Source organism: Brevibacillus sp. DP1.3A (genome assembly GCF_013284245.2).
Lineage (GTDB): Bacteria > Bacillota > Bacilli > Brevibacillales > Brevibacillaceae > Brevibacillus.
In genome coordinates, this window is sequence record NZ_CP085876.1 from 2,469,899 (window position 1) to 2,494,844 (window position 24,946).

At 46.9% G+C, this 24,946-nt stretch carries 27 protein-coding genes and 1 riboswitch; of the genes, 19 read left to right on the top strand and 8 right to left on the bottom strand.

Annotation, left to right across the window (positions count from 1 at the left end):
* Positions 1 to 69 precede the first annotated feature (69 nt).
* Together HP399_RS11340 and HP399_RS11345 are read left to right on the top strand one after the other, a co-directional pair.
* Positions 70 to 669 carry a hypothetical protein gene (locus HP399_RS11340; RefSeq protein WP_007723201.1) on the top strand — a complete coding sequence of 200 codons (600 nt, stop codon included), beginning with the start codon at positions 70 to 72 and terminating at the stop codon, positions 667 to 669.
* A gap of 112 nt (positions 670 to 781) precedes the next feature.
* Entirely contained in the window at positions 782 to 1,144 is a 363-nt protein-coding gene (locus HP399_RS11345) for a DUF4912 domain-containing protein (RefSeq protein ID WP_007723202.1), read from the top strand.
* 596 nt (positions 1,145 to 1,740) lie between these two features.
* On the opposite strand, the gene HP399_RS11350 is transcribed toward HP399_RS11345, so the two are convergent.
* Positions 1,741 to 2,169 carry a DUF1885 family protein gene (locus HP399_RS11350; protein WP_173617170.1) on the bottom strand — a complete coding sequence of 143 codons (429 nt, stop codon included), beginning with the start codon at positions 2,167 to 2,169 and terminating at the stop codon, positions 1,741 to 1,743.
* A gap of 180 nt (positions 2,170 to 2,349) precedes the next feature.
* Between HP399_RS11350 and HP399_RS11355 the strand changes: the two genes are divergently transcribed.
* The 5 genes from HP399_RS11355 (at position 2,350) to HP399_RS11375 (ending at position 6,432) form a co-directional block, all read left to right on the top strand.
* Positions 2,350 to 2,898 (top strand): MarR family winged helix-turn-helix transcriptional regulator, encoded by a 549-nt coding sequence (locus HP399_RS11355; protein ID WP_007723208.1) that lies wholly within the window; start codon positions 2,350 to 2,352, stop codon positions 2,896 to 2,898.
* A gap of 78 nt (positions 2,899 to 2,976) precedes the next feature.
* Positions 2,977 to 3,276, top strand: a complete 300-nt coding sequence (locus HP399_RS11360; protein ID WP_015892160.1) for a DUF3055 domain-containing protein — start codon at positions 2,977 to 2,979, stop codon at positions 3,274 to 3,276.
* Between the two features lie 108 nt (positions 3,277 to 3,384).
* Complete coding sequence (locus HP399_RS11365) at positions 3,385 to 4,182, top strand: alpha/beta hydrolase (RefSeq protein WP_173617171.1); 798 nt, start codon at positions 3,385 to 3,387, stop codon at positions 4,180 to 4,182.
* Between the two features lie 118 nt (positions 4,183 to 4,300).
* Complete coding sequence (locus HP399_RS11370; RefSeq protein WP_007723214.1) at positions 4,301 to 4,426, top strand: GapA-binding peptide SR1P; 126 nt, start codon at positions 4,301 to 4,303, stop codon at positions 4,424 to 4,426.
* A gap of 107 nt (positions 4,427 to 4,533) precedes the next feature.
* A complete protein-coding gene (locus HP399_RS11375; protein ID WP_173617172.1) occupies positions 4,534 to 6,432 on the top strand; it encodes a hypothetical protein in 1,899 nt (632 codons plus the stop codon).
* 69 nt (positions 6,433 to 6,501) lie between these two features.
* Here HP399_RS11375 and HP399_RS11380 read toward each other — a convergent pair whose 3' ends face one another.
* Together HP399_RS11380 and HP399_RS11385 are read right to left on the bottom strand one after the other, a co-directional pair.
* Positions 6,502 to 8,439, bottom strand: coding sequence for a beta/alpha barrel domain-containing protein (locus tag HP399_RS11380; protein ID WP_173617173.1), 1,938 nt, complete (start codon positions 8,437 to 8,439; stop codon positions 6,502 to 6,504).
* A 119-nt stretch (positions 8,440 to 8,558) separates the two neighbouring features.
* Entirely contained in the window at positions 8,559 to 10,031 is a 1,473-nt protein-coding gene (locus tag HP399_RS11385; RefSeq protein ID WP_173617174.1) for an aminotransferase class I/II-fold pyridoxal phosphate-dependent enzyme, read from the bottom strand.
* A 166-nt stretch (positions 10,032 to 10,197) separates the two neighbouring features.
* Between HP399_RS11385 and HP399_RS11390 the strand changes: the two genes are divergently transcribed.
* Positions 10,198 to 11,157, top strand: a complete 960-nt coding sequence (locus HP399_RS11390) for an NAD(P)H-dependent flavin oxidoreductase (protein ID WP_173617175.1) — start codon at positions 10,198 to 10,200, stop codon at positions 11,155 to 11,157.
* Between the two features lie 84 nt (positions 11,158 to 11,241).
* Here the strand turns inward: HP399_RS11390 and HP399_RS11395 are convergent, their stop codons facing one another.
* On the bottom strand, positions 11,242 to 11,877 hold the full coding sequence (locus tag HP399_RS11395) for a YktB family protein (protein WP_173617176.1): 636 nt from the start codon (positions 11,875 to 11,877) through the stop codon (positions 11,242 to 11,244).
* Positions 11,878 to 12,107: 230 nt separating this feature from the next.
* Between HP399_RS11395 and HP399_RS11400 the strand changes: the two genes are divergently transcribed.
* The 3 genes from HP399_RS11400 to HP399_RS11410 all read left to right on the top strand — a co-directional run bounded on the left by HP399_RS11400 (position 12,108) and on the right by HP399_RS11410 (position 14,383).
* Complete coding sequence (locus tag HP399_RS11400; protein ID WP_173617177.1) at positions 12,108 to 12,707, top strand: hypothetical protein; 600 nt, start codon at positions 12,108 to 12,110, stop codon at positions 12,705 to 12,707.
* 226 nt (positions 12,708 to 12,933) lie between these two features.
* A complete protein-coding gene (locus tag HP399_RS11405) occupies positions 12,934 to 13,440 on the top strand; it encodes a DUF4446 family protein (RefSeq protein ID WP_173617178.1) in 507 nt (168 codons plus the stop codon).
* A 346-nt stretch (positions 13,441 to 13,786) separates the two neighbouring features.
* The gene (locus tag HP399_RS11410; protein ID WP_007723238.1) at positions 13,787 to 14,383 is read left to right on the top strand and encodes a hypothetical protein; all 597 of its coding nucleotides are present in this window, start codon (positions 13,787 to 13,789) and stop codon (positions 14,381 to 14,383) included.
* A gap of 112 nt (positions 14,384 to 14,495) precedes the next feature.
* Here the strand turns inward: HP399_RS11410 and HP399_RS11415 are convergent, their stop codons facing one another.
* On the bottom strand, positions 14,496 to 14,990 hold the full coding sequence (locus HP399_RS11415; protein WP_173617179.1) for a GNAT family N-acetyltransferase: 495 nt from the start codon (positions 14,988 to 14,990) through the stop codon (positions 14,496 to 14,498).
* A 321-nt stretch (positions 14,991 to 15,311) separates the two neighbouring features.
* Between HP399_RS11415 and speD the strand changes: the two genes are divergently transcribed.
* Complete coding sequence (gene speD / locus HP399_RS11420; protein WP_007723244.1) at positions 15,312 to 15,713, top strand: adenosylmethionine decarboxylase; 402 nt, start codon at positions 15,312 to 15,314, stop codon at positions 15,711 to 15,713.
* Between the two features lie 79 nt (positions 15,714 to 15,792).
* Here the strand turns inward: speD and HP399_RS11425 are convergent, their stop codons facing one another.
* Complete coding sequence (locus HP399_RS11425) at positions 15,793 to 16,404, bottom strand: YhcN/YlaJ family sporulation lipoprotein (RefSeq protein ID WP_173617180.1); 612 nt, start codon at positions 16,402 to 16,404, stop codon at positions 15,793 to 15,795.
* Positions 16,405 to 16,543: 139 nt separating this feature from the next.
* On the opposite strand from HP399_RS11425, the gene typA reads away from it, so the two are divergent.
* Complete coding sequence (typA, locus tag HP399_RS11430) at positions 16,544 to 18,385, top strand: translational GTPase TypA (protein WP_017249600.1); 1,842 nt, start codon at positions 16,544 to 16,546, stop codon at positions 18,383 to 18,385.
* A 67-nt stretch (positions 18,386 to 18,452) separates the two neighbouring features.
* Here typA and HP399_RS11435 read toward each other — a convergent pair whose 3' ends face one another.
* Entirely contained in the window at positions 18,453 to 18,926 is a 474-nt protein-coding gene (locus HP399_RS11435; RefSeq protein ID WP_173617181.1) for a glutathione peroxidase, read from the bottom strand.
* A gap of 228 nt (positions 18,927 to 19,154) precedes the next feature.
* On the opposite strand from HP399_RS11435, the gene HP399_RS11440 reads away from it, so the two are divergent.
* The 3 genes from HP399_RS11440 (at position 19,155) to HP399_RS11450 (ending at position 21,343) form a co-directional block, all read left to right on the top strand.
* Positions 19,155 to 19,481, top strand: coding sequence for a YlaH-like family protein (locus tag HP399_RS11440; protein ID WP_173617182.1), 327 nt, complete (start codon positions 19,155 to 19,157; stop codon positions 19,479 to 19,481).
* Positions 19,482 to 19,491: 10 nt separating this feature from the next.
* A complete protein-coding gene (locus HP399_RS11445; RefSeq protein WP_173617183.1) occupies positions 19,492 to 19,767 on the top strand; it encodes a hypothetical protein in 276 nt (91 codons plus the stop codon).
* A gap of 190 nt (positions 19,768 to 19,957) precedes the next feature.
* Positions 19,958 to 21,343 carry a hypothetical protein gene (locus HP399_RS11450; protein ID WP_173617184.1) on the top strand — a complete coding sequence of 462 codons (1,386 nt, stop codon included), beginning with the start codon at positions 19,958 to 19,960 and terminating at the stop codon, positions 21,341 to 21,343.
* 9 nt (positions 21,344 to 21,352) lie between these two features.
* Here HP399_RS11450 and HP399_RS11455 read toward each other — a convergent pair whose 3' ends face one another.
* Positions 21,353 to 21,694 carry a DUF5665 domain-containing protein gene (locus HP399_RS11455; protein WP_007723262.1) on the bottom strand — a complete coding sequence of 114 codons (342 nt, stop codon included), beginning with the start codon at positions 21,692 to 21,694 and terminating at the stop codon, positions 21,353 to 21,355.
* A 138-nt stretch (positions 21,695 to 21,832) separates the two neighbouring features.
* Between HP399_RS11455 and HP399_RS11460 the strand changes: the two genes are divergently transcribed.
* From HP399_RS11460 to HP399_RS11470, 3 genes are all read left to right on the top strand, one after another.
* The gene (locus HP399_RS11460) at positions 21,833 to 22,291 is read left to right on the top strand and encodes a pyridoxamine 5'-phosphate oxidase family protein (protein WP_173617185.1); all 459 of its coding nucleotides are present in this window, start codon (positions 21,833 to 21,835) and stop codon (positions 22,289 to 22,291) included.
* A 74-nt stretch (positions 22,292 to 22,365) separates the two neighbouring features.
* Positions 22,366 to 22,485, top strand: a riboswitch (SAM riboswitch).
* Between the two features lie 94 nt (positions 22,486 to 22,579).
* The gene (locus HP399_RS11465) at positions 22,580 to 23,743 is read left to right on the top strand and encodes an aminotransferase class I/II-fold pyridoxal phosphate-dependent enzyme (RefSeq protein ID WP_173617186.1); all 1,164 of its coding nucleotides are present in this window, start codon (positions 22,580 to 22,582) and stop codon (positions 23,741 to 23,743) included.
* On the top strand, positions 23,740 to 24,927 hold the full coding sequence (locus HP399_RS11470; protein WP_173617187.1) for a trans-sulfuration enzyme family protein: 1,188 nt from the start codon (positions 23,740 to 23,742) through the stop codon (positions 24,925 to 24,927). The genes HP399_RS11465 and HP399_RS11470 overlap by 4 nt, the downstream gene beginning before the upstream one ends.
* Positions 24,928 to 24,946 lie beyond the last annotated feature (19 nt).

Sequence of the window (24,946 nt, forward strand, 5' to 3'; positions counted from 1 at the left end):
TATAAACTAGAGAGAAGAAATTCCGGAAAAACAAGCGCTGCCGCGCACACATACAGGAGGATTATTGACATGAAAAAAGCATGGTTATCGGCCTTGTTGGCGTTGACTGTAGCAGCAGGGGTGGGGAGCACTACTGCGCTGGGAGAGGGTGCGATGCGCGTATTTTTCGGTGCGGAAACCGTAGCGAGTGAAATGCCAGCATCCAAGGCCGAATCGGTTGAAACAATAGTGAACAAGCTCGGTGGTTTCGCCGATTACGATCAGCAATCTGGCAAATTGCAAGTGATTAAGCCAAACGTAAATATTATTGTGGTCGAAGGGATTCAGCAGACCCGCAATAAAAATGTTGTTTTCAGCAACCCTGTCAAAGGATACAGCGACAAAAATGTGCCTCGTACGTTTAACGTGTTCGTAGAGGTTGATGACGCGCCTGTAGCCAAAGACTTGCGGATGCAACTCGTGTTGGTCGGACCGGATGGAAAAGAAGTGTCCAAAGGGAAAGAGTGGAAATACTCCACACAAAATGCAAACAGCTTCTATTTTTCTGAGCCTTTTGTATCTACGAAACTCGAAGCATACGGCACTTATAAAGTACAAGTTCAAATGAAATCCGAGAAATTCACTTCTTATGTAACCGTCGGGGAAAATACATTTACAGTTGGGCGTTAAAAATTATGGCTTGGATGCGTTTCCACTTTGCATGTCCCCGTGCTATAATATACGGAAAAGCCAATATACTTGGTGATAGCAAGTACATGAAAGAAAGGAACGATGGGAGCGAATGGAGACAAATCCCCCGCGATCGTCCACGGATGTAGAAGGCCCGAGTATACGCATTGCCTGGAAAGATGAGCAATCCATTCAGGCAGAGTGGAGCATGACGAAGGAGTTCGAGCAAGAAATAGAGCGAAAGTTTGCTATTCCGTTTGCTGAACTACCTTTTGTCCTACGCCTTTTTGATGTGACGTACCGCAAAGAGATCCGAAATGATGGCACTGACCTTTACACTGATTTTGATATCAACCACCGTTCTTCCGAATGGATTTTGTACGGAGTGACGCAAGGATTGGAATATTGCGTTGATCTGGGGATTCGGATGGTGGACGGAAGGTTTTATTCGCTGTCCAGGTCTCAAATGATTTGATCAACGTGCTCAAGCAACGTACGACTGAGGCAACTGCATTTTTATACGGAACAGCCCCATTATCCACGAGATTTGCTTGTGGCAATGGGGCTTTTGATTTTTATTTATGACTCATGGCTTCTCTCGCTGTTTGTCCAGTAGTCGCAGGGCAACCGCTAAAACAGCCCATACTGGCATTGGTTCGTCTAACTTATTTAGCCATTCAGGCGAGGTTAGCAAGGCCTCCTGTAACGCTCGATTGCCCAGCTCCAATTTCCAGGGAGGAAACGCTTGTGACTCTTCTGAGGCAAATGGATCGTACTGAGACAAGTTGTGCGTCTGAATGAGGCGCGTCAGCTTTTCAGCGTACGCAGGATCGGTAGCGTAGCTGGCCTCTTCTAAAGCCTATGCGGCTTGTGCGGAAGTAGTGGCTGCCAGCACGTTTTTATATGCGGGCTTACGTAAAAACTGGGCATGGTCTTCCATGGATTGCTGGTAATTTTCATAAGCACACCCCTTTCTACTCTTTTTTATTCGTATGAAAAAAAGAGGTCAGGGGGAATAGGTCTGAACATGAAAAAACAGTCGATATTGCTCGACTGTTTTTACGTTTTTCTTTATGGCTTTCGAGGTTGGAAGTATTGAATGCGCTTGTTGAAGAGATGGAGCTCTGCTTTAAAATCGCGTGCCAAGTATCGACAGTACTCATTCGCCTTGTTTTTATCGCCATGTGTGGCCGATTCAGGGAGGGACACTTGTATGTAGTGCTTTTCGGAACCGTTTTCATTTTTGCTACCGACTCCAACAACGATAGCTTTATACATGTTTGGATCTTTTCCTTTGAGAAGGAACCACGAGTCTTTTCCTTCAGGGCGTTCTTCTAGGGTGTAAGGGAAAGCGGCGTCAGCATAGGTCCAGCCCAACTGCTTTCCTGTTTTTGAGGTCATGTCAACGTATCGAGTAAACTTGGCTTTCACGTCGTCAATACTTACAGATGCTGCGGTAGAACCATCAACGAAATAGATGTAGGCCGATTGAAGTTTCACGACTGCACTCACTCCTAGTACCGGTATTCTGTGCGTTAAGTGTAGCATTGTCTTCCACTCTTTGGCAATGAGGCAGTTGGCGACCGAAAACAATTGCGCGTTTTTTCTGAAAAGTGTAAAATATATATCATATTTATATGCCGTTAGATGAACGATAAAGGATCATGGAGGAATATACGCATGCAGGAGGCCTCAATTAGACACGTATTCGAAGCTTTAAACACCATGCGCGCCATCGATGTGGTGAACAAAGAAGACTGGGAGCGGGCAGCGAAGGAAGCCGAATTGGATTCCTCCGTACAGTTAAACATTCTCTGGATCATCTACTGTTATGAAGGTGTACGCGTCACGCAAATTGCAGATTGGACCTTCTGGCATCCCTCATCGATTGTCATTCATATCAAGAAATTAATGGAGAAAGGCATGGTGACTATCGAAAAGTCGGAGTTGGATGGGCGTGTAGTTCACGTATACCCCACTGAAAAAGGAAAAGAAGTATTGGAAGCCAGTCGAAGAAGTGTACCAGATATTTTTAGATTGACGTATGCATTGGAGAAAATGGAGGAACGATACAGTACAGCAGTAGTTGAACTGTTCTTTGAATGTCTCTCCTTTGTCGCGCAATCGTTGCATGGTGCAGAAAAAGTGAGATGGATTCAAGAAGGGGAAGACAGGGTCATTAACCCAACGCGTCTGGTAAATGATGCTGTTTGGGTGGCAAAAACGTGATTTTTCGCTTATACTAGTGAATAATCCGAATATTTTACGAAATTCGGAGGCCAAAATACTGTTGAGGAGGGATTGCTGATGGAGCACTACGACCACTTATACGACGTTTCGGAGAATGCTAATGTACGTTTCCTTGGATTTATTTCAGAGGGAACACGCTACGACTTTGGCATGGTATTTACACACAAGTTTTATGGGAAGCCGTTGGTGATCTGTATGCAGACAGGGCAATCGACTCTTCTCAGTTCTGAAGATGCGGTGAATCCAGGATACCTGCAAAAAATTTTCAGGCTGGATTCAGAGAACGAGGCAGTCGCACTTGCTGAGTTTTTCCAGGAACATTTACCATCCATTCCATTTGAAGAAAATCAGTATTAGCTAACGAGCAGAAGTTTATCTTCTGCTCGTTTTGGTTTTTCTGTAAAATACGGTCTTCCGTTTTTTAGTATAATCGAAAGAAATCAAGCAGTAGGAGGAACAGGGAGAATGGGTGTACATAAATGGTCGGCCAAAGAGTCTCGGGGAGCGATTGTTCTCGTCCATGGAACGGGAGAACATCATGGGCGCTATGAGCATGTAGCGGCTTATTTCAATCAGGCAGGCTGGGACGTATATGCAGAAGACTTGCCCGGATGGGGGCGCTCTCCTGGGAGACGGGGACATATTCAATCATTCGAAGACTATTTGTCCCGTGTACGTGATTGGACGAGTATCGCTCTTGCTGATGCGTCAGGAGAGAAGCCGGTATTTTTAATGGGGCATAGTTTGGGGGGGCTCATTGCGACCCGCTTTATTCAGACGGATGAGCGGAGTAAAGAGTTGGCTGGCTTAATTCTCACATCTCCATGCATAAAACTGAAACTGACTGTACCGGCGTGGAAAGAGCAATTGGCACAGTTTCTCGATCAGGTCTGGCCAACACTTGTCATGCCTAATGGAATTACTCCCGACATGGTATCGCGTGACGAAGCTGTTCAGGCTGCTTATCAGAACGATCCGCTCAATTATTCCAAGGTAAGTGTCAGATGGTTCACGGAATTGAACCGCTCTATGGAAAAGGCGTGGGAGGAAAGAAATCGGATCAAGCATCCTGTCCTTGTTTTGCAGGCTGGTGCTGATACATTGGTTGATGCGGATGCAGTGGAGCAGTTTACAGCGGGCCTTCCAGATGGACAAATGTTTGAACGTTTCGCGGGCTTGCGGCACGAAATTTTGAATGAGCCTGAAAAGGAAGAAGTCGTGCAAAAAATCGTGAACTGGTTGAATGACAATATTCCGCATTAATGTGACATACTAATTATCAACAAATGCATCTTGACTCCGAATGAAGTGGCATATTAAGATGAATGTAACATAACATTTGTAGTAATATGTGAATCAATTGAATGCGGAGGGGACATAGATGGGAACTATCGTATGTCAGACTTGCGGAACCATCATCGAGCATTTTGAATGTAATTCAGTGAAAACGCTTTATGCGGTGTGCAACTGTGACTGCCGACCTGGTGAAAGACAGGAAAAAGAATAATAAAATAGTCAACAGGCCTATGTTGAGGCCTGTTTTTTTTGACAACCTTTTCCGGATGGAGGATAATGGAGAAGTGTGAAAATCGTTGTAAAAGGAGGAATTGTTTCATGAAGCGAAAACCGATGCAGGGAATGCTGGCCGCTGCACTTTTGGTCACATCTCTGTGGAGCGGGACACCGGCGCTTGCCTACAGTATTGGTGATGAAGAAAAAATCGATGCAAGCAAGCCTGAAATTTCCGGAGCCGGATATGACATTTCCAAAAAATATGCCGTGTGGATGGTTGAAGGGGAAGAAACCGTAACCCTTTACAATCTTGATAAAGGTACGCAAACTCAAATTGGCGAAAAGGAATCTGAAAAGACGAATCCAAAAGTCGATGGTGAGTACGTCGTGTGGATCGATTCCCGTGACGGAGGTTCAGACGTCTACTTGTATGACATCGCAAAGAAAAAAGAAACCCGGTTGTCTGACGGGTCAGCTTCTGTCGATGGAGTGGAGATAGGAGATAAAAACGTTGTCTGGACAGATAACGGGGATGTGTATCTGTACAAAATTTCTACAGGAGATACAGAGGTCGTATCTGCGAGTGGAAAAGCAAGCAACCCAGTGGTAAGCGATGCATATGTCGCATGGGAAGATGATCGTGATGGCAACAGCGATGTTTACTATTACGATATCAAGAAGAGAGAAGAAAAGGCAGCAGTCGTCCAAAAAGGCGATCAAGGGCGTCCTACTCTTTCCTCGAATAAAATTTTGTACGAGAATCGCTCCTATAATCAAATCTACGTGCATACCATCAGTAATGGCAGAAATAAAGAATTGACGAACGGTTCGAGTGACAAAGAATTTGTACATATGTACAAAGACGATTATGTGTATGCTGAAGATAATAATCTGATGTATCGTACCGTCGATAAATCGTCCAAAAAGAAACTTGACTCCAACCTTTATGGAAATGTAGGGCCGAAAATTTATGGCGACTATGTTATGTATGCCAAAAAGGACAGTAATAAAAGGCTCCAGCTTCACCTGTATGATCTGGACGAGAAAAAGCAAGTTCCGCTGGGGAGTGTAGGTGGCGATCCTATTAATCCAAGTGGTCACGATCGTTATGTCGCTTATGCATCAAAGTCTAAGAATAACAATTCCATCGTTCTTTACGATATGGTAAAAGGAACGAGCAAAGCCATCAGTGACCCAGATCACGATGCAGCTCGACCTGTCGTAAGTTCTCGTTTTGTTGTTTGGTATGATCAGCGGGAAGACGCACTCTTCTCCTACGATATTCGCAAAGGCGTACAAACGCAGATTACAAACGAAGATGATGATCAAAAGCCGAGTGAGAAGTTCTATGAAATCGACGGAGAGCGCCTATTGTGGGTCAATGTCGATCGTAGAGCAGAAGTGATCATCACAAATCTGTCCACTGGAAAACATACTGAGGTAACAAGGTTGAAAAGTGAACCGTTAAGCGTTGATATTTATCAGGACTATGCAACCTGGGTAGTCGAAGAAGGCAAAAAGAATGCAACGATCGTTCTCTACGATATCGAGGAAGATAGAGAAAGAGAAATTCGTAAAAACGTAAAAGTAGAGAAAGCAGAGATTGGCGATGATTTCGTGGTTTGGAGCGAAGATACTGGCAATTCCAAAACAGGTTGGGATTTGTATTATTACAACATCGACCGTCAAAAAGTAAATCCGCTGTTACGCTATACGGAAGGCGACCAGAAAAATCCACAGGCTTCACGAAATATGATTTTGTTTGAAGACAATCGTCTGTCCGGGAAAGGTAAACAGTTCTACTTTGAGCTGTATGATTTCGAAGAGGGGTCATTTAGCGATATCGAGTGGGATGATGAAGCGGAAGTGGAAAGCCCGCGCATGGGTGGAAATCGCATTGTCTGGGTAGATGATCGCGACAAAGATCCTTACGTTTACACGTTGGCTTTCGCTCCGGGTGATGATGACGAAGACGACGATGATGAAAAAGACGAGGACTGATTCTGAATAAATAGAGTCAGGCTCCATATGAGAAAAACAGACGAAAGAATTTCTTTCGTCTGTTTTCTTTTATGTCCGGCATAAATACGGCTTCAACAGTAAGAGTGCTACGAGAAAGAAAATGACTGCGACATAAGCGGGCAAGAGATGAATAAAATCGACATAGCCAACAGTAAAATGTATGCCTATGCCAGAAACAAAGCCTGGAATGCCTGCTAAAAACAATGTCCACCAAATCCACGCTTCTCCTCGCCTGATACCCCAAAGGCTAATCAGCAAGACGGCCAGGCCATTCGAAACTAATGCCCCACCAAAGCCGGCACGGTCATGAGCAATGACCGGAATTAATCGTTCATTGTAAGACTGCAAGGTATCTGTAGACACACAGAGAAAGACGAGATCGGAAGGAACGAAGACACCTGTGACGCCGATGATCGAAATGATGATACCAGCCCCTGTCAAACCAAATCCGATGATGACAAAGAGCAATTGTCCCCATAGAGCCATTCGCCAATCCCGATCGTTGTGAAGCTGAGGAGGTAGGCGAGTCAAATGAACCTTTGCTGGTGTCCGTAAAGCGAGCAAAAACATGGGGAACAACACGAGCGCTAAAATCGCGTGCAAGTAATCGAAGTACCCGTATCCAATAAATAAAAAGATGCTGGAAAATCCAACAGCACCGGAGACGAGCAAGACAGTCCGCGTCCAGTGAATATCTTTACGTAGGCCATGGTACGCAAGTTGGCTATACAAAATTCCTATAGATATCATCGTTCCTGCCAGACTAATCCGATCGTGTGACATAAAAGAGAGGATTTGCGCATTTAAGAGCGCAAGCTGGTCGGCTGACATCCCGAGAAAGCGTTCGTCGTAGGGAAGGACGACGGTTGTTGCTGCGACCAGCCAAGCAAGTGCCCCACCGATCATCATGCCCACGCCCAACAAAATTCCCCATATCCAAGAAGGAAATAAAAAAGTAGGTCGCTTTTCTTGAGGAGGGTCAGTGTCTGATTGTGTTTGCAAGATGGCTTCGTTAATTCGTTTTGGCAAGCCGGGGCCAGAATAGACCAAGCCGCTGTGCAACTGCACAAAATTGGCACCCGCTGCAAGAAAAGTCAGAGCATCTTGTGGCTCCAGAATGCCACCTGATCCAATGATAAGGGCATCTGACCACTGTTCCCGTGCCCAGGAGACAAATTTGACGGCTTGCTCGTGTGAACTCCTCCCTGTGATGTAAACAGAGTTGTTCACGCATGGTGAATCTTCCTGAATCGTGCCTCCAGCGACAACTAAGCCGTTGAGTCCTGCTTCTTTTGCCGAGGTAAGAATCGGGATTGCTTCCGCTTCTGTAAGGCTCGGAGGGATCGCCAGCAAGAGTGGCAGATCCGTTTGGTCACGCAAACAGGAAAAATGTTCCTTCCACGCTGTATGGCCCCATTCTGGCTGTCCCATAATCGCCCGCGTATCTATTGTGAAAAACGAACAAAAACGCTCTAATTTGTCGATCAGCTCCTGAAGCTCTTCTGTGGCTTCTCTCAGGCTGGCTTCTGGTCGGCAGGCCAATCTGACTCCGATAGGGATTTTGATGCCAGAAGCCCCCTCCAGGCGTCTCTGAAGGGTATATATACCATTATTTACCAGTGGACTTGAATAGTGGATATTCATCGCGGCGATGTCACGTTGAACAGTGCCGTGGGAATCAATCGGTTCTTTGGACACAGGTCCCAGCTCTAGAAACCCGAAACCGAATTTGGACAGCGCCTGAATGGCGATGCATTCCGGGTCCAATCCGGCACCCAACCCGACTGGAGTAGGGAACGTGACGGGACCAATTGATTTGGAGAGCTGTGAGGGAGGCTCCATATGTCCCATCCATTCGATGATGAACGAACCACCCGGTATTTTTGCCAAAGTGCCGATTGACTGCAAGGTAATAGAACGTGCCCGTTCGGGTGGCATGAGAAAGAGAAGTGGCCGAAACATCGTTTGATACGACCAGTCTGGCATGGTAGCATCGCCACCTTTCCTTATTTTTCCTAATCTCATCTTAACTCAAAAGGTTTGCATAAAAAATAAAAAAAGCTGCTCTCTCGTGAAAGAGGCAGCCGTTTCTCGTATAGGATCGCTTAGCCAGAAATGGCGGTTTGTCTTTTTACGACTTTAATCGTTTTTAGTGTCTCATCTTCAGGACCTTGTACGGGTAATCCGACTCGAATGTTTTCCTGAATGTACGCGATATTTTCCTCAGTGATTACCTCCCCAGGAAGGAAAATCGGGATGCCTGGAGGATACACCATGATGAACTCAGTGATGACTCGACCTGCTGCTTCCACCAACGGAATCGTCTCTGTTTCTGCATAGAATGCATCTCGAGGGGTTGTGGACAGCACAGGGATATTCGGCAGTGAGATGGTAGGCTTCTCTTCTGCTTGTACGTGCGAAAATTCAACGGACAGATCACGCAAGCCATTTACCAGCGTACGGATGGATTCTTCCGTATCTCCCGCAGTAACGAAGCAGAGGATGTTGTACAAATCGCTCATCTCTACTTCAATGTTGTACTTGTCACGCAGCCAGTTCTCGACTTCCCATCCAGTGATTCCGAGATCGCGTACGTGGATGAGGAGCTTGGTTGGGTCCATCGCATAAGTCGCAGGCTTTCCAAGAATCTCTTTGCCAACGCAGTAGATGCGCGGGATTTCGTTAATCATATCGCGTGCTTTTGCTGCCAGTTCCATCGCTTGGTCCGCGAGCATTTTCCCGTTGAGGGCCAAATGTTGACGCGCCATGTCCAACGACGCGAGGAAGATGTAAGAAGTCGAAGTCGTCGTGAGCATACTCATGACCGTTTTCACTCGATCGACATCGATGAGGCCTTCCCGGACATTCAAGATCGATGTTTGGGTCAAAGAGCCACCCAGCTTGTGTACGCTAGTTGCTGCCATGTCGGCACCTGCTTGCATGGCCGAAATCGGCAGTTCCTCATGAAAATGAATATGGACACCATGAGCCTCGTCTACCAATACAGGAATTTCATAGTTATGCGCAGCCCGCACGATCTCACGCAGGTCACCTGCAATACCGAAGTACGTTGGGTTAATCACCAACAAGGCAGCAGCATCAGGATGGGCTTCCAGTGCTTTTTGCACGGCCTTCACTGTGATCCCGTGAGAAATACCCAGACGCTCGTCCATGGCAGGGTGAATAAAGATTGGGATTGCTCCAGCGAAAATAACTGCCGACATAATCGATTTGTGTACGTTGCGCGGTACGATAATTTTGTCGCCAGGACTGCATGTCGCCATAATCATCGCCATGATGGCGCCGCTTGTACCTTGCACGGAAAAAAATGTATGGTCAGCGCCGAATGCCTCGGCTGCCAAATCTTGTGCTTCTTTAATCATTGCCTTCGGGTGATGCAAGTCATCCAAAGGCGCAATGTTGATGAGGTCTATCGAAAGAGCGTTGTCCCCGATGAACTCGCGAAATGCCGGATGCATACCCATACCCTTCTTATGGCCCGGAATGTGAAATTGAATCGGGTTCCGGTTGGCGTGCTCCAACAACCCGCTGAACAAAGGAGTTTTCATTTGTCTCACTACGATCGCCTCACTTTACTAATCAAGAATAATAAGGGGAAAAACAAACAAATTGAGTATAGCAAAATAGGGGGGGAAAGCAAGCGAATTTTTATTCATGTTTGCGAGTGGTGGCAGGAGTTTGCCTTGTAAGCCGAGAAGGTCCTTTACACGAGGTGATAAATGGATGAAAACGAGAGTAACCGAGCTACTTCAAATTACATATCCGGTAGTTCAAGGTGGCTTGGCTTATTTGGCTTACGCAGACTTGGCTGTGGCTGTGTCAAATGCCGGGGGACTCGGTCAAATTACGGCTATGTCCTTGCCATCGGCAGATGCACTGCGGGAGGAAATTCGCAAGGTCCGTGCATTGACGGATAAACCATTTGGTGTGAATTATGCCATTGGTCAACACGGTCGGCCGTATGAAGAAATGCTGGATGTGGCGATTGAAGAAGGTGTGGCAGCTGTTTCGGTAACTGGAGGCAATCCAGAACCGTTGCTGCGCAGACTCGATGGTCATCCCATCAAAAAGCTTGTCTTGGTTGCGTCTGCGCGCCAAGCACAAAAAGCAGAATCAATTGGCGCGGATGCTGTGATGGCTGTCGGTCAAGAAGGTGGGGGTCACCTCGGAAGAGATGATATCGGGACGTTTGTTTTAATTCCGCGTGTGGTGGATTCCGTGAAAATTCCGGTATTGGCTAGCGGTGGCATCGGTGATGGTCGGGGAATTTTGGCAGCGCTTGCACTTGGTGCAGAGGGTGTGGAGATGGGGACGCGATTTATTGCGACGAAGGAATGTGTCCATGCGCATTCTGCCTACAAAGAGGCGTTGGTTGCTGGAACGGAGCACGATACCGCAGTTATTAAGCGCACGCTGGGAACACCTGCGAGGGTCGTTCGTACACCAGGCTCAGATCATATTCTCCAATTGGAAAAAGAAGGGGCAGGCTACGAGCAGTTAAAGAGCTTCATCAGTGGAGCGAACAATTGCACATTTATTTATGAGGGCGACAGCCAGCATGGCTTTGGTTGGGCTGGTCAGGTTATTGGATTGATTGATGATGTACCAAGTGTCCAACAATTGTTTGACCGCATGTTTACCGATGTGAACAAGTCGTTGGATCGACTTGGGTCTTTTTCCTAAAACAAAAGAACAGGCCTGCGTTTTTCAAATGAAAGCGGACCTGTTCTTTTGCATATAACTTAACTAAAGAAAGCGGGAGGCGGTCTATCCACGAGAATTTCCTAATGTATAGAGCTTACTCAACACGCCAAATGTTTCTTCGAGACGACTCACCAATGCTTCTCCGTCTGCTAAGATTGGATCATGACGGTCAATGGTAATTCCACAGAGCAACTCCGCTTTTTTTACCTGTGCCAGCCTGTCCACCAACTTTTTCACGCCAGCCGTGCCCAGCTCTTTTTGAGACGTGCTTGCTGGTTGCATATGATCTGGAGACCAGTGAAAATGCTCCGGAACCATCGCGATGACCTCATCTAAACGCTTGTTAAACGCATGACTGATGATCTCTTTGGAAGGAGACTCGTAGATTACCGCGTACCAAACGAACAAATGTGTTCCCCACAAGCCGATTTGAAAGTGCGGATGCTTTTTGTAACCGCGTTTATCATTAGCCCAGGCAACCCACGTATCAGCTGGTGGGTTCACTGTACGGCGTGCATGTTTTGCTATGTGCGTAAACATTTCATCCCCGGTTGCAACGGAGAGAAAAGGCGCAAAGTGTTGGCTGAGTACTTCGAATTTGGGACGGATATTGGTTTTGATCGCGTCCATCCGAGCATCCAGTCCATCAATGGCAAAAACATCAAAATCTTCTTGACGAAAGCCTGGAAACGTTGTCATGTAACAAACACCTCTTTTAAGCATCATCAAACCCCAGTGGAAAGAAAAGGGCGATCGTCCCCGTCAAGGGAGCTTGGAATCCTCATATGATATCATACCATCCAGGAAAAAAATACATGCCGAGTTTTATGAATAGCAAAACCAAAGCCTGAATAATATGATATACCACTCACTCCCTTGCGGCTAAAGTGATATCTGAGTATTCTGTCAACGGGAGGGGCCTGTAGAAGATGAATCTCGGCATGGAGTTGGAGTATTTTCATTTGGCAGTTTGGTTTGACCGCAAAACATTGCACGCGATGGTGCAGGCCCTGGTGGGAGCAGGGGTGAGCGTCACGTGGAAAGAATCTCCCGAGCAGTTTCACCTCCTCGTGAACACCACAGATGGCCGATCCGACTGGAAAATGCAGCGTTTAAACGGGTCCTATAAGCTGCACATTACCGGCATTCCTGTCAATGATTCTCGAGTGGCACTCGTATTGTACCACTTCGTAGAGCGGGCAAAAGGGCATGCCATGATCAAGGTCACTTTTGAAGAGTGCGTCTTGCTGAAGCAAATCCAGTACGGAGAAGTTATCAGAATAGTGGAATTAAAAGGAGCTGAGAAAAAAGTGATCTATGAAAAATTTTGCAATGTAACGATGGATCAGGTAATTGCCGCGATGAAACGACGTGACTCGGAAGAACGAATCCCGGTGCTGCGTCTGGAGTTGGATTATGAACTGGCAACGTTGTATGACGCCATGCAGGCCAAAGACCAAAGTCAAATGAAGCAGTCTACAGAGCGATTAAAACAGCTCCGTCGGGAAATGTTGCTTTTGGAAGCGTAGGCAGACTGGAGGATAGCCAAAGGACGATGAGTTTGACACAAACCAATACGGAATGAAAAAGCGACATCTCAAACAAATGAGGGTGTCGCTTTTTTTGGTTGCAAGTCGCTTATTTAGTAATTGTTGTTTTTATAAAAGACTTGTTTGAATGGGAGGCCCGGCGGTTGTACAATAAAGAAGGTTTTTGACAGCATATTTACGCACACGCCGGAAAGGAAGAAAAGTTTTGGAAGCATTCCTATCACAAATCCCCAATGTAGCGATCCTGCTTTTAGCCGTCATCGCATTGACACTGATCCTGATATGGATCGTGATTATGCAGTCCGTCCGGATTAGTAGATTGAGGAAATCAATCAACCGGATTATGACAGGGACGGGAGGAGCGAATCTCGAGGAGGGCTTGCACAGACTGCTGGATCAGGTAGAGGAAATGAAAAAGCAGCATAGCGATCAGCAGTTTGCCATCAATCGTCTGTCACAAAGAATGGCAGCGCAATGCGGCAAGGTAGCGATTATCCGTTACAATGCCTTCGGGGATGTCGGCAGTGATCTTAGCTTTTCGCTGGCGGTAACAGATGACGCTGGGAATGGCGTCGTGATCACCAGCATTTTTGGACGAGAAGAATCTCGCGTGTACGCCAAGCCGCTTGAGCAGGGGACATCGAGCTACCATTTGTCTGAAGAAGAACAGGCTGCGATTAAAAAAGCGATGACCTCAACCGCAGGGATATAAGTCCCTCTGAATTTCAATGAAACAGCAAGCATATGAATGAATCAGGGAGTTCTTTTCGTTTCCCTGCCTCTGATTGCGGATATTCCGGTTTTTTGCTAAAATTCATCGTCATTTTGCTCAAGACTTTTGAGGGCATCTGAGGTATAATAAAGATGTCAAAAATGGCTTTTTTGCGAAAAACAAAAAGTAGGTGATCCGCCTTCATTACCCAAATCGATTTTCGATTCCCGGGGCAAGGCCAGGTTCTACAGCGTTCTTTTGTTGATACTTAGCGTATCTCCTCTGTTTTGGATAACTGTTCGGTCGTACTCGGCCCATGCAAACCAAAAGAATTGAGGAGATATTTATGGCACAGCGTTTAGCAACTAATTACGCCAAGGCCTATTTCACGGTGAATGAAGAAGAGCTGAACCAGTTCGTTTCGCTTTTCACCAATGAACACATTTCAGTCCAAGTCAAAGTGTGTGACAATGGCGATCGTGACGTAATCTTGAATGACAAGAACGGCGAAATTCAATTGAGTTTTTGCCGGGTTGGCAGCCGCTACTCATGCGACAGCTCATATCTGATCCGAGATCGGCAGCTGGCAAATGCAATGAGAAAAGCAATGAAAGCGTTCCGAGGCTATGGAATTGTCCACCGGATTTATGACGGCTTCACAATGGTGTATCACTACGATCAAGGATCAGTCGTGAGCATTCAGGAGCTTACCGGAGACGAAGAAGTGTCCATCTTTGAAAATAACTCTCTGCACATGGCCAATGAGCTGGAGGCATTGTTCCAGCAGGATGGCAGTGAGCAGGAGATTGAGTCCTTACGTCAAGAAACGGACCGATGGCTGGATTTGCGTAATTGGGCAAAGAGAACTGCCCCGGAAAAACTTCCAGCAATTGATGTTCGATTAGTAACGTTATCGCGACGTCTATTTGAATTAGAAGTGTAGTGAAAAAAGGGTGCCTGGGGCGCCCTTTTTTATGTATGTGATCAGGCAGCGATTAACAAAAAGCGGGTTTCCTCCTAACAAGAGGTGCCCGCTTTTGCTTTTTGCCCTTCACTTAGCGCAATTGTAATGGTTTGCTCATATTGTACCAAATTTCTCCAGCGTGATCTGAGCTGGAAACACCGTTGTTGAGGTATCCATGACTTTCATAGTAGCCGATCAAATTTTCCTTACACGTTAGCGTGATCGTTTCACGGGCGGACTCTCTTGCTGATGCTTCTAGGTGCAATAGGAGCATGGAGGCAATGCCGCGATTTTGAAAAGCGGGAGAAACCGCTAATCCCAAAATGGTTTGATGTCCGCCAGATGCTGGATTTTCTTTAATTGTTTGAAATAGATCATCGGTAATGAAGGTGGATTCGATGACGGGTCCATTGACCAAACCCGCAATCACCCCATCTGCTTCCGCTACAAAAAAGCTGTCAGGAATCAAACGAATACGCTTCTCAAATGCTTCCTGTGTCGCAGCCTCATCTGGTGAGAAGCAAAGGTGCTCGATGGCGATCAATGCAGGCAAATCTTTTGCTTTGGCATTACGGATAGTAATCATTTGTTTGCGATCCTCTCCATTCTGGTTCATTTCTGAAAGTGTAGCATATCTCACACCATGTGAAATCCACTTGTAGCAGGTGGTTACTCTCCATCCTGTAGAGATAGCCGTCAGCCTATTTATAGTGTTCTTAATAGATTATTGAAAAAGGGTATTGTCAAACTAGGCCAAAGCATGGTATTGTTGTTTTCGTTGGAAACAGGATTAGGAACCAGGATTCACTTTAAAGGGTGGATAACAACGGAAACCGCCCCCGTTAGTGAATGACGCAGGTCCTAGCGATGTTTAACATTACACTCGTTAGGAAGGGGGAACCGAAAGATGGAATATTCGACTTTCGGAAGACACGTTGCTGTTGACACATGGGGAGTTCAGTTTGATTTGTTGAACGACGCAGAATTTTTGAAAAAGGAAATGATTGAGGCTGCTGAGGCATGCGGTGCTACGGTACTGAGTGTGCAAGCGAAGCAGTTTTCTCCTCAGGGTGCTACCGTACTGGTTCTTCTCTCGGAAAGCCACCTGTCCATTCATACGTATCCTGAGCGCGGCTTTGCTGCTCTGGATTGCTACACGTGTGGGGAAACCGTTGATCCGCAAATCGCCATCGACTACTTGGTATCCGTGCTGAAGCCGGAAAAAACTTACGCGAAGAAATTAGTTCGTGGTTTGGGTGAACTGCAAGTTGTTGAGCCAGAAATGAAGCTGGTTGAAGCGGCAAAGTAAGTCACAAATGGAAAAGTTTTCAAGAGGTGCGGGCTAATTCCGCACCTCTTTTATATGGAGCTTCGATTCATATAGGTCATCATGGAGTGACAGTAGGAATTCTGCGGCCAATATCGTGGAGCAGAGAACGAAATTCTGTGGATGTATTGGTGATCTGGCTTTTCATGTCGGGTCTCACATCAACTTGATTGGTCCGATGCGTCGCTTCTTCATAAATATCTGCATGGATGGCACGAATCCGGTCAAATGTGGCTGCGTCGGAGGCTACTTGGATCGAGAAGTTGGGAACACGTGAACGAACAGCTGAGTGGACTTGCTGTTCGATTATGCGCGTTTGCTCAGGGCCAAAATTTTTCCGAACACGAATTCCGATGACGGCATCTGTGCCGCTCACGAGAACAGTAGCACGTTCCACACCAGGTACGTCATCTGCGACCATGGTGAGCTGTTCAGCCAAATCCTGATTAAAACCGTTAACTGTATATCCGTTTCGATAATTGCGGGCATTGATTCCGCCAGTGTAGGCATGATAATCATGAGCGAGGCTTGTCCGTGCACCTGGGGCCTGCTGATAGGTGGTACTTTGTGTGTGAGCTTGATTTTTGGGATGGCTGCTCGAGCTTGCGCATCCGGTGATCATGGTTGCAATCGTAAGCAAGCCAACCAAACATTTCGGGCCGTACCGTTTCATACGTATGCCACCTCCATTTTCCTTAGTATGACGAAAATAAAGTCCCTTACTCAGGAAGTGGCTCCCGTAAAAAACTGCCCATTGTGCCGCGTTTCACTACCTGTTAATATGGAAGGTATGCATAATAGAGGAGGTTCACATGAAGCGTCTTGACATACGCAACATTGCAATTATTGCCCACGTTGACCACGGAAAAACAACGCTGGTTGACAAACTTTTGATCCAATCGGGCACATTTCGCTCGAACCAACAGGTAGAAGAGAGAATGATGGACTCTAACGACCTGGAGCGCGAGCGTGGAATTACGATCCTGGCGAAAACAACTTCGGTCAAATACAATGATTTCACGATTAACATCTTGGATACACCAGGCCATGCTGACTTCGGTGGCGAGGTTGAGCGTATCATGAGCATGGTGGATGGCGTTCTGTTGATCGTCGACGCCTTCGAAGGCTGTATGCCACAAACGCGCTTTGTATTGAAAAAAGCGCTGGAAGCAAAAGTTACCCCTATCGTTGTCGTGAACAAAGTAGACCGCGACAATGCACGTCCTCAAGAAGTTATCAACGAAGTGTACGACCTGTTCATTGATCTGGATGCGACGGAAGACCAGCTGGAATTCCCAATCGTATATGCTTCCGGTCTGCAAGGGATTGCAGGACTTGAGCCAGATAAGCTGGAAGGCGACCTTCGCCCACTGTTTGACACCATCGTAGAGCATATGCCTGCTCCTGACGCAGACGAATCTGCTCCGCTCCAAATGCAAGTAACCATGCTGGATTACAACGACTTTTTGGGTCGTATCGGGATTGGCCGCATCTATCGCGGAACCATGAACCTGAATGAAATGGTATCTGTCACTACGCGTGAAGGCGAAGTGAAAAAAGCACGGATTCAAAAGCTGTTCGGTTTCTCCGGTTTGCAACGTGTTGAGCAAAAAACAGCAAGAGCAGGAGATATCGTAGCGATTTCTGGTATTGACGATATCAACGTAGGGGAAACCGTTTGCCACGTTGATCATCCAGAGGCATTGCCACTCTTGAAAATTGACGAGCCTACTCTGCAAATGACGTTCCTCGTGAATAACAGCCCGTTTGCTGGTCGCGAAGGTAAGCACGTGACTTCCCGCAAGCTGCGTGATCGTCTGATGTCTGAGCTGGAGACAGATGTATCTCTGCGTGTAGATGAAACAGATTCGCCAGATGCGTATGTGGTTTCTGGACGTGGTGAATTGCACTTGTCCATCTTGGTAGAGAACATGCGTCGTGAAGGCTTTGAGCTGGGTGTGTCCAAGCCTGAGGTTATCATTCGTATGATCGATGGACAAAAAATGGAACCGGCTGAGCTGTTGATCATTGATGTACCTGAGGAATACACAGGGCCGGTTATGGAGACATTGGGTCAACGTAAAGCCGAGATGGTTAACATGATCAACAACGGCTTCGGACAAGTTCGTCTGGAATTCATTATTCCATCCCGTGGTTTGATCGGATATCGTACAGAGTTCTTGACGATTACACGCGGTTACGGTATTCTCAACCACTCCTTTGACAGCTATCGTCCACTTGTACCAGGAGCGGTAGGAGGACGTCACGCAGGGGTACTTATTTCCCACGAGACAGGAACAGCTACCACGTACGGCTTGATGTCCGTAGAGGATCGCGGAACGATGTTCATTCACCCAGGTACAGAAGTATACGAGGGCATGATCGTGGGCGAGCATAACCGTGACAACGATCTTGTTGTTAACGTATGTAAAGAAAAGCATGCGACCAACGTACGTTCTGCGACCAAGGATGAGACTGTCAAAATGAAGGCTCCTCGCATGTTGTCTTTGGAAGAGGCATTGGAATATCTGAACGACGATGAGCTGTGCGAAGTAACACCTCAATCCGTTCGTCTGCGCAAAAAATATCTGAACAAATCAGATCGTGAGCGCTATGAGAAGCAAAGACGCTATGAAGCACAACCGCAAGCGTAAGATAGAAAAGAAAAGAACGCCACTTGATCCTGTTTGGGATGAAGTGGCGTTTTTGTTTGGGCTGTCCTTACAACAGACTTTCAATATCAGAGACGAGCTCTTCAGGTTGAGTACGAGCACTGATGCGTTTTACGACATGACCGTCTTTATCCACGAGGAATTTGGCGAAGTTCCATTCGATATCTGGATTTTCTTCGCTCGGGGCATGTTCCTTCAAGTACTGATACAACGGGTGAGTATCAGGACCATTGACATCGATCTTTGCAAACAGCGGGAACGTCACGCCGTAATTTCGATCGCAAAACGTTGCGATTTCTTCTTCTGTTCCTGGCTCTTGTCCAGCGAACTGGTTGCAAGGGAAGCCGAGAACGACGAGACCCTTATCCTGATAGCGCTCATGCAGCTCCTGTAGCCCTTTGTATTGAGGGGTAAGGCCGCATTGGCTAGCGACGTTCACGATTAGCAGGACATGCCCTTTGAAGGCGGCCAATGTCTTCTCTTCACCGGAAATCGTTTTGACGGCAATATCATACAAGCTCATCTTATTCCCACCTTTTTCTACTGACATATCCTCATCATAGCATGTACGGTGAAATTCATGCCAGCAACCTGGAAGGGCCTACCGTTTTTTGACACAGAATCCACCACCTGATAAAGTAAGAAAGATAGCGTTTTCCTAAGAAAAAAGGAGTGACTATTCGCTTCATTCCGCCTATGAGGCATGTGAAGCGGTAGGAGTTTCACCGCTTGAAGACAGGAGAGATAAGTGATGGACTGGATACAAATCGCATCAACCTATGTGCCAACTAATCCAGATCAGCTCACAGCATATGACAGCTTTCGCATATGGGCTGATAAATATCGGGCTTGGATTTTGTTTGTGGAATTAATTATTGTCTATTATCTCGGCTTTGCTACCCGTATCCGTATGCCTATTTTGAAAACCTTACTCTTGTACATCCTTTTATTTGCTGGAGCTCTCATATTCGCTATTTTGGATGTGCAGCTACCTGTGAAAAGTGCAATGCTGGTGGCGATCGCGATTCTCGTGATTGTAAAGGTACGGATCAAGCCGGAGCAAACTGGGCGAAAGTGAGGAGAACCGCGTGAAGCGTGAAGATGCACTTTTTAACTGGCTCCAAATTCAAGTGGTTGCCGATGCGCGACCAGAAGATCGCTCTGCTTTGGAGACAGCTGCTTTTTTCTTGCAATTGCTGCAAGAGGATCATCAAATGAGCGATATCGGCTATCGTCAGGAAGGCAGCTGGTACGTGCTATTTGGGAACGCTGATTCACAGTCCATGGAAGTGCGATACCCTGCTGAATCAGTCGAAGCTTTATTGGCCGCGATTGAAAGTGAACCGAAGTACAACTGCAACTAACGGGACAAAGACTCTTCTCCACTTACCGAAATGATTCGGAAGTTAGGGGGAGTTTTTTTGTATCAAGGGCATTTCATAGGTAATAAGATGCGGTTTCGTGGGTGATGCAACTTTTGAAAATGATTTCCCGTCAATATTCATGCCCCAAGCAACCAGGGGGATTTTGGCAGACTAGAAGGGGGAACTACCATTGAAAAAGTACATGACCAAGCCCGTATTAGCGGTGGTGACAGCTGCAGGTATTCTTGGCTGCTTGACGCCAATTTTTGCCGATGCAAGCTCGATTGCTAGTCCAAGTGCCACAAAGGTAGTCATGAATGACGAGGGCAAGCAAGTCACACGCTACAATCTGAAAGAACTTGCTCAAAATGATCCAACCACGTTGAACATGCTCTTGAAAAATCAAGCGGACCACTTGTACATCATTGTAGAAGAAATCAACTTGAACACGAAGCTCCAAACGTTTATGGAAGAAAACAAAGCGGAGTGGGAGCGTATCTACAATGAGTACTACAGCGATATTTGGCTGGAAGTGCGCCTAACAGACAATGATGAAGAAATCGTGAGTGTAAATGCCAAGACTGAAAATAACAAGGTGTACATAAAGGGGATTGTGACTTCGGATGTCACCAAAGTGGTTGTGAAAAAGCCGAATTCCGACATCATTGAAGTCGTGCCGACCAACGAGCACTCTTTTACGGTCAGCTTTGAAGCTCCTGATGCATCCTATGAACCGTATGTAACCGTAAGTGCCTATGCAGGCAGCAAGTTGGTTGATAGCGAAAAGGTAAAGATCGTTCCAAAAGCAGAAGAAGATAAGGAAATGATCATCCATACCATGTCTGTATTGGACGCGAAGAAAAAGGAACTAAAAGTAAAAGGAATTGTCAAGCAGGGGGCAGACAAAGTAACTGTCACCTATAATGGCGTGAAAAAAGACGCAAACGTGAAAAAGCTGTGGGATGGTGTAGGGAGCTTTACCGTTTCACTAAAGGATGTACAAGCAGCAAAAGATCAAAAAGCCTTGATCGAGGTTTACGAGGATGGCAAGAAGGTTGATTCCGAATCCGTTCAGGTAGAAATCGTTAACGCTCCTGACAAGGATCAAGCGACCGTATATGCCATCAAGGCGACTGCTGTAAACAATCCTGCCGCCAAGTCCATTCAAGTGAAGGGGACAGTAAGCGGCTGGAATAAAAAGGACGATACGGAATTGTTTGTGATCGCTCCTGACGGGAAGAAAAAAGAGATTAAACCGAATGACAAAGGTGAGTTTTCTTTGACGTTGTCGTACAAGAACCATTCCTTTAGCGCTAAATCGATTCAATTCGCATTGTATGAAGACGATAAGCTGGTTAAGAAAGCTGACGTTGCATTAAGCACAAAAGTCATTGTAGAGCCTGTGAAGCCAACAGACGAGGATAAAGACGATGATGATGACAAAAAGAAAAAAGAAAAAGGGAAGCAGAAAGATAAGCATCCCAACGGCAACGCGTATGGCTATTGGAAAAAGCACGACAAACATCATGTTGACGATAATGACCAGGACGATGATGATCGTGACGACAGAGACTAGTCTCTAGCGTTAAGGTCGCTGCTTGTACGTCTCGACGTACTCCACCAATTGTCTGATGTAATCCCCCAGAATGGGGATGGAAAGAAATTGCGTCAAGAGGGAGCCGAGGAAAGCCAAAACGATAGCAGTACCAATCGTCAACCCCAGACCCCGGGCAAGACCTGCGAGGAAATTGATCCAGAGCAGCTTGCGCGGGGCTGTGTAATTTTGGATCACATCTGCTAGTCGAATATCTTCCAGGAACATCGCAATTTTATGCATCCGCTCATTTACCTTCCGAACTTCCTGAAGCTCTTCAAGTACTTGGTCAATCTGCTGCATGAGGCGGTCTGTAGGCGACAAGCTGTCCATCCCCTTCCATCATTCGGTATCGTTACCTACCAGTCTAGGGAAAAAGACAACCAGAATCAAGGTGAAGAGGAAACGTTTGCCTATCAGCTAAGCGAAGGGTAAAATGAACGTACAAAACGTTTGTTAGGAGGCTTTGAAATGGCTGAAACTGTTTCCCAATCTCTTTCCGAAGATTTATTCAAGCTCTTGCAAAAGGAGCGTTTTGTTACCTTGGGCACAGTAGACCATGAGTCAGGGGCACCATCGCTCAGCTCTTTGTCCTGGACGTATGCTGTCAGCGCCGATATGATTCGTTTTGCCGTGGATAATCGCTCACGTATTCTGGCTAATATTGCGAAGGAACCGCAAGTTGTCCTGCATTTGATCGGTGCCGGCTCGTCTTTCGCCATTAATGGTCGTGCTGTCGTCAAAACAGACCGACTGGAAGGTGTTCCGCTCAAGCTGGCCATGGCAGAAATCAAGATTGAGGCTGTTCGTGATATTATGTTTTACGGTTCCCGTATTTCCGTAGAACCACAATATGAAAAGACGTATGACAAAAACGCGGCAGCGAAGCTGGACAATCAAGTTATGACCGCCTTGAAAGATGCAAATTAACGGGTGGAAATAAATTGTTGACAAGAATCCTGCCGATCCTTTAGTATTAGGGTCAATCAAATTGAATAGCAATCTTCTTATCCAGAGCGGCGGAGGGACTGGCCCGATGATGCCCGGCAACCAATCACCTGTATTTTAACAGGGAGATAATGGTGCTAATTCCTGCAGAGTTATCAAACTCTGAAAGATGAGAAGGATTTGCTTACGGTGACGTAAACAAAGCCTTCTTTCAGAGGAAAGGGGGCTTTTTTGATGCCCTCGTACACAATTGGAGGGAGAGAAACAGACATGAAAATGGAAACGAAATTGATTCAGGCGGGCGTAGGCAGAGACGAAAAAACAGGGGCGGTGAGCTTTCCTGTTTACTATGCAACGGCTTATCGCCATCCTGCCTTGGGTCAGAGCACTGGATATGATTATACACGCACAGCTAATCCTACTCGCACCATTTTGGAGGAGACTATCGCTGAAGCGGAATCAGGGGATGCAGGATTTGCTTGCGCCTCAGGAATGGCTGCTGTTCATACTGTCATGGGTTTGTTTTCCCAAGGGGATCATCTGATCGTTTCACTCGATCTGTACGGGGGAACCTATCGATTGTTCGAGCAAGTGCTCTCTCGTTACGGTCTGACGTTTTCGTACGTGGATTTGCGTGACATTCGTGCACTCAATGATGCGATTCGCCCGGATACAAAGGCCATCTTCGTCGAGACGCCAACCAATCCGCTCATGCAGATTACTGATATTCGAGCAGTAACACAATTGGCGAAACAGCACGGGCTCCTAACGATTGTAGACAACACATTCTTAACCCCGTATTGTCAACGCCCACTAGAGCTTGGTGCAGATATCGTCCTACATAGTGCAACCAAGTATTTGGCAGGACATAACGATGTGCTGGCGGGACTCATCGTAACAAAAGGAGAAGAGTTGTCGGAAAAAATCCGGTTTTTGCACAATTCAATCGGTGCTGTACTTGGACCGCAAGATTGTTGGCTTCTCGTTCGCGGGATGAAAACATTGGCATTGCGGATGGAGCGCCACCAATCCAATGCCTTGATTGTAGCGGAAAAGTTGCGTGAGCATCCGGCAGTGGCGGAGGTATTTTATCCAGGTCTGCCAGAGCATCCGGGACATGAGATCCAGGTGAATCAAGCGACTGGGCATAGTGGGATGGTATCGTTCCGCGTACGTGATGCAGAGCAGGTGGGATTGTTCCTGCAAAATCTGCAAATCGTGTCCTTTGCAGAAAGTCTGGGTGGTGTCGAGTCATTGTGTACGTATCCGGCGACGCAGACTCACGCCGATATCCCGCAAGAAGTCAGAGAGCATGTCGGTGTTTGTGATCGATTGTTGCGACTGTCGGTTGGCATCGAGCATCCAGATGATGTCGTAGCCGATTTGTTTCAGGCCTTGAATGCTAGTTTGGTCGTAGGGGGGAGTGTACGATGAATTTTGCAACCAAGCTCCTCCACGGTTCGACTTGCATTGACCCGTTCACAGGTGCGTCGTCGGTTCCAATTTATCAGGCTTCCACGTTTCATCAGGCTGATATCGATCAGCCAGGTACATTCGATTATGCCAGATCAGGCAATCCGACCAGGCAGGCTTTGGAGGAAGCCATTGCGTCTCTGGAGGGAGGCGCACGTGGTTTCGCGTTCTCATCTGGCATGGCTGCCATTTCCAGCGTGTTCATGTTGTTTTCAGCTGGAGACCATGTAGTAGTGGCGGAAGATGTATACGGTGGCACGTTTCGGTTTTTGACCAAGGTATTGTCGAGAATGGGCATCTCCGTTACGTTCGTGGATGCAACAGATACAGAAGCCGTTCGTGCGGCCATTACACCGGCAACGAAAGGGGTTTACCTGGAGACCCCCTCCAATCCCACCTTAAAGGTGACAGATATTGCAGCGGTTTCTCGTATCGCGAAGGAGCACGGCTTGCTCGTCATTGTCGATAATACATTCCTTACACCGTATTACCAGCGGCCATTGGAGCTTGGCGCAGATGTGGTCATTCATAGTGCAACGAAGTTTATCGGAGGGCATAGCGACGTCGTGGCAGGTCTGGCTGTGACCAGAGAAGCTGCGTTAGGGGAGCAGCTCTACTTTATCCAGAATGGCATGGGAGCGATTTTGGGTGTGCAGGACTGCTGGCTCGTGATGCGTGGGCTCAAAACATTGAAGGCCCGATTGGATGTCAGTACGAAAACAGCCGCGAGCTTGGCTGACTGGTTGTCTTCGCATCCAGAGGTAAGCCGAGTCTACTATACAGGACTGGAGGATCATCCTGGTCACCTGATTCAAACACAACAAGCGACTGGTCATGGGGCTGTTCTTTCTTTTGATGTAGGGAGCCGCGAGCGAGCAAAAGCGTTGTTTGATCGCGTAAAATTGCCGATTGTGGCTGTTAGCCTCGGGGCAGTGGAAACGATTCTCTCCTACCCAGCTACGATGTCACATGCAGCGATGCCTGTTGAGGAAAGAGCTGCAAGGGGAATTACAGATGGTTTGATCAGGCTGTCAGCTGGTTTGGAGGATTTCGATGACTTGGTGGCAGATTTGAAGCAAGCTTTGGATCATTTGCCATCTGAAGCACCCGTCCATAAAGAAAAAGAGGTATTCTCCCGGGCTTAAATTCGGGGGATACCTCTTT

Bases quoted from the DNA above. Each gene is read 5' to 3' on its own strand.
- HP399_RS11395 (WP_173617176.1), bottom strand. From the start codon at position 11,877: ATGACAACGTTTCCAGGCTTTCGTCAAGAAGATTTTGATGTTTTTGCC.
- HP399_RS11455 (WP_007723262.1), bottom strand. From the start codon at position 21,694: ATGGACAGCTTGTCGCCTACAGACCGCCTCATGCAGCAGATTGACCAA.
- HP399_RS11415 (WP_173617179.1), bottom strand. From the start codon at position 14,990: ATGATTACTATCCGTAATGCCAAAGCAAAAGATTTGCCTGCATTGATC.
- HP399_RS11370 (WP_007723214.1), top strand. From the start codon at position 4,301: ATGGGAACTATCGTATGTCAGACTTGCGGAACCATCATCGAGCATTTT.
- HP399_RS11410 (WP_007723238.1), top strand. From the start codon at position 13,787: ATGGCACAGCGTTTAGCAACTAATTACGCCAAGGCCTATTTCACGGTG.
- HP399_RS11440 (WP_173617182.1), top strand. From the start codon at position 19,155: ATGGACTGGATACAAATCGCATCAACCTATGTGCCAACTAATCCAGAT.
- HP399_RS11360 (WP_015892160.1), top strand. From the start codon at position 2,977: ATGGAGCACTACGACCACTTATACGACGTTTCGGAGAATGCTAATGTA.
- speD (WP_007723244.1), top strand. From the start codon at position 15,312: ATGGAATATTCGACTTTCGGAAGACACGTTGCTGTTGACACATGGGGA.
- HP399_RS11365 (WP_173617171.1), top strand. From the start codon at position 3,385: ATGGGTGTACATAAATGGTCGGCCAAAGAGTCTCGGGGAGCGATTGTT.
- HP399_RS11380 (WP_173617173.1), bottom strand. From the start codon at position 8,439: ATGCCAGACTGGTCGTATCAAACGATGTTTCGGCCACTTCTCTTTCTC.
- HP399_RS11345 (WP_007723202.1), top strand. From the start codon at position 782: ATGGAGACAAATCCCCCGCGATCGTCCACGGATGTAGAAGGCCCGAGT.
- HP399_RS11355 (WP_007723208.1), top strand. From the start codon at position 2,350: ATGCAGGAGGCCTCAATTAGACACGTATTCGAAGCTTTAAACACCATG.
- HP399_RS11470 (WP_173617187.1), top strand. From the start codon at position 23,740: ATGAATTTTGCAACCAAGCTCCTCCACGGTTCGACTTGCATTGACCCG.
- HP399_RS11435 (WP_173617181.1), bottom strand. From the start codon at position 18,926: ATGAGCTTGTATGATATTGCCGTCAAAACGATTTCCGGTGAAGAGAAG.
- HP399_RS11425 (WP_173617180.1), bottom strand. From the start codon at position 16,404: ATGAAACGGTACGGCCCGAAATGTTTGGTTGGCTTGCTTACGATTGCA.
- HP399_RS11390 (WP_173617175.1), top strand. From the start codon at position 10,198: ATGAAAACGAGAGTAACCGAGCTACTTCAAATTACATATCCGGTAGTT.
- HP399_RS11340 (WP_007723201.1), top strand. From the start codon at position 70: ATGAAAAAAGCATGGTTATCGGCCTTGTTGGCGTTGACTGTAGCAGCA.
- HP399_RS11400 (WP_173617177.1), top strand. From the start codon at position 12,108: ATGAATCTCGGCATGGAGTTGGAGTATTTTCATTTGGCAGTTTGGTTT.
- typA (WP_017249600.1), top strand. From the start codon at position 16,544: ATGAAGCGTCTTGACATACGCAACATTGCAATTATTGCCCACGTTGAC.
- HP399_RS11460 (WP_173617185.1), top strand. From the start codon at position 21,833: ATGGCTGAAACTGTTTCCCAATCTCTTTCCGAAGATTTATTCAAGCTC.
- HP399_RS11465 (WP_173617186.1), top strand. From the start codon at position 22,580: ATGAAAATGGAAACGAAATTGATTCAGGCGGGCGTAGGCAGAGACGAA.
- HP399_RS11375 (WP_173617172.1), top strand. From the start codon at position 4,534: ATGAAGCGAAAACCGATGCAGGGAATGCTGGCCGCTGCACTTTTGGTC.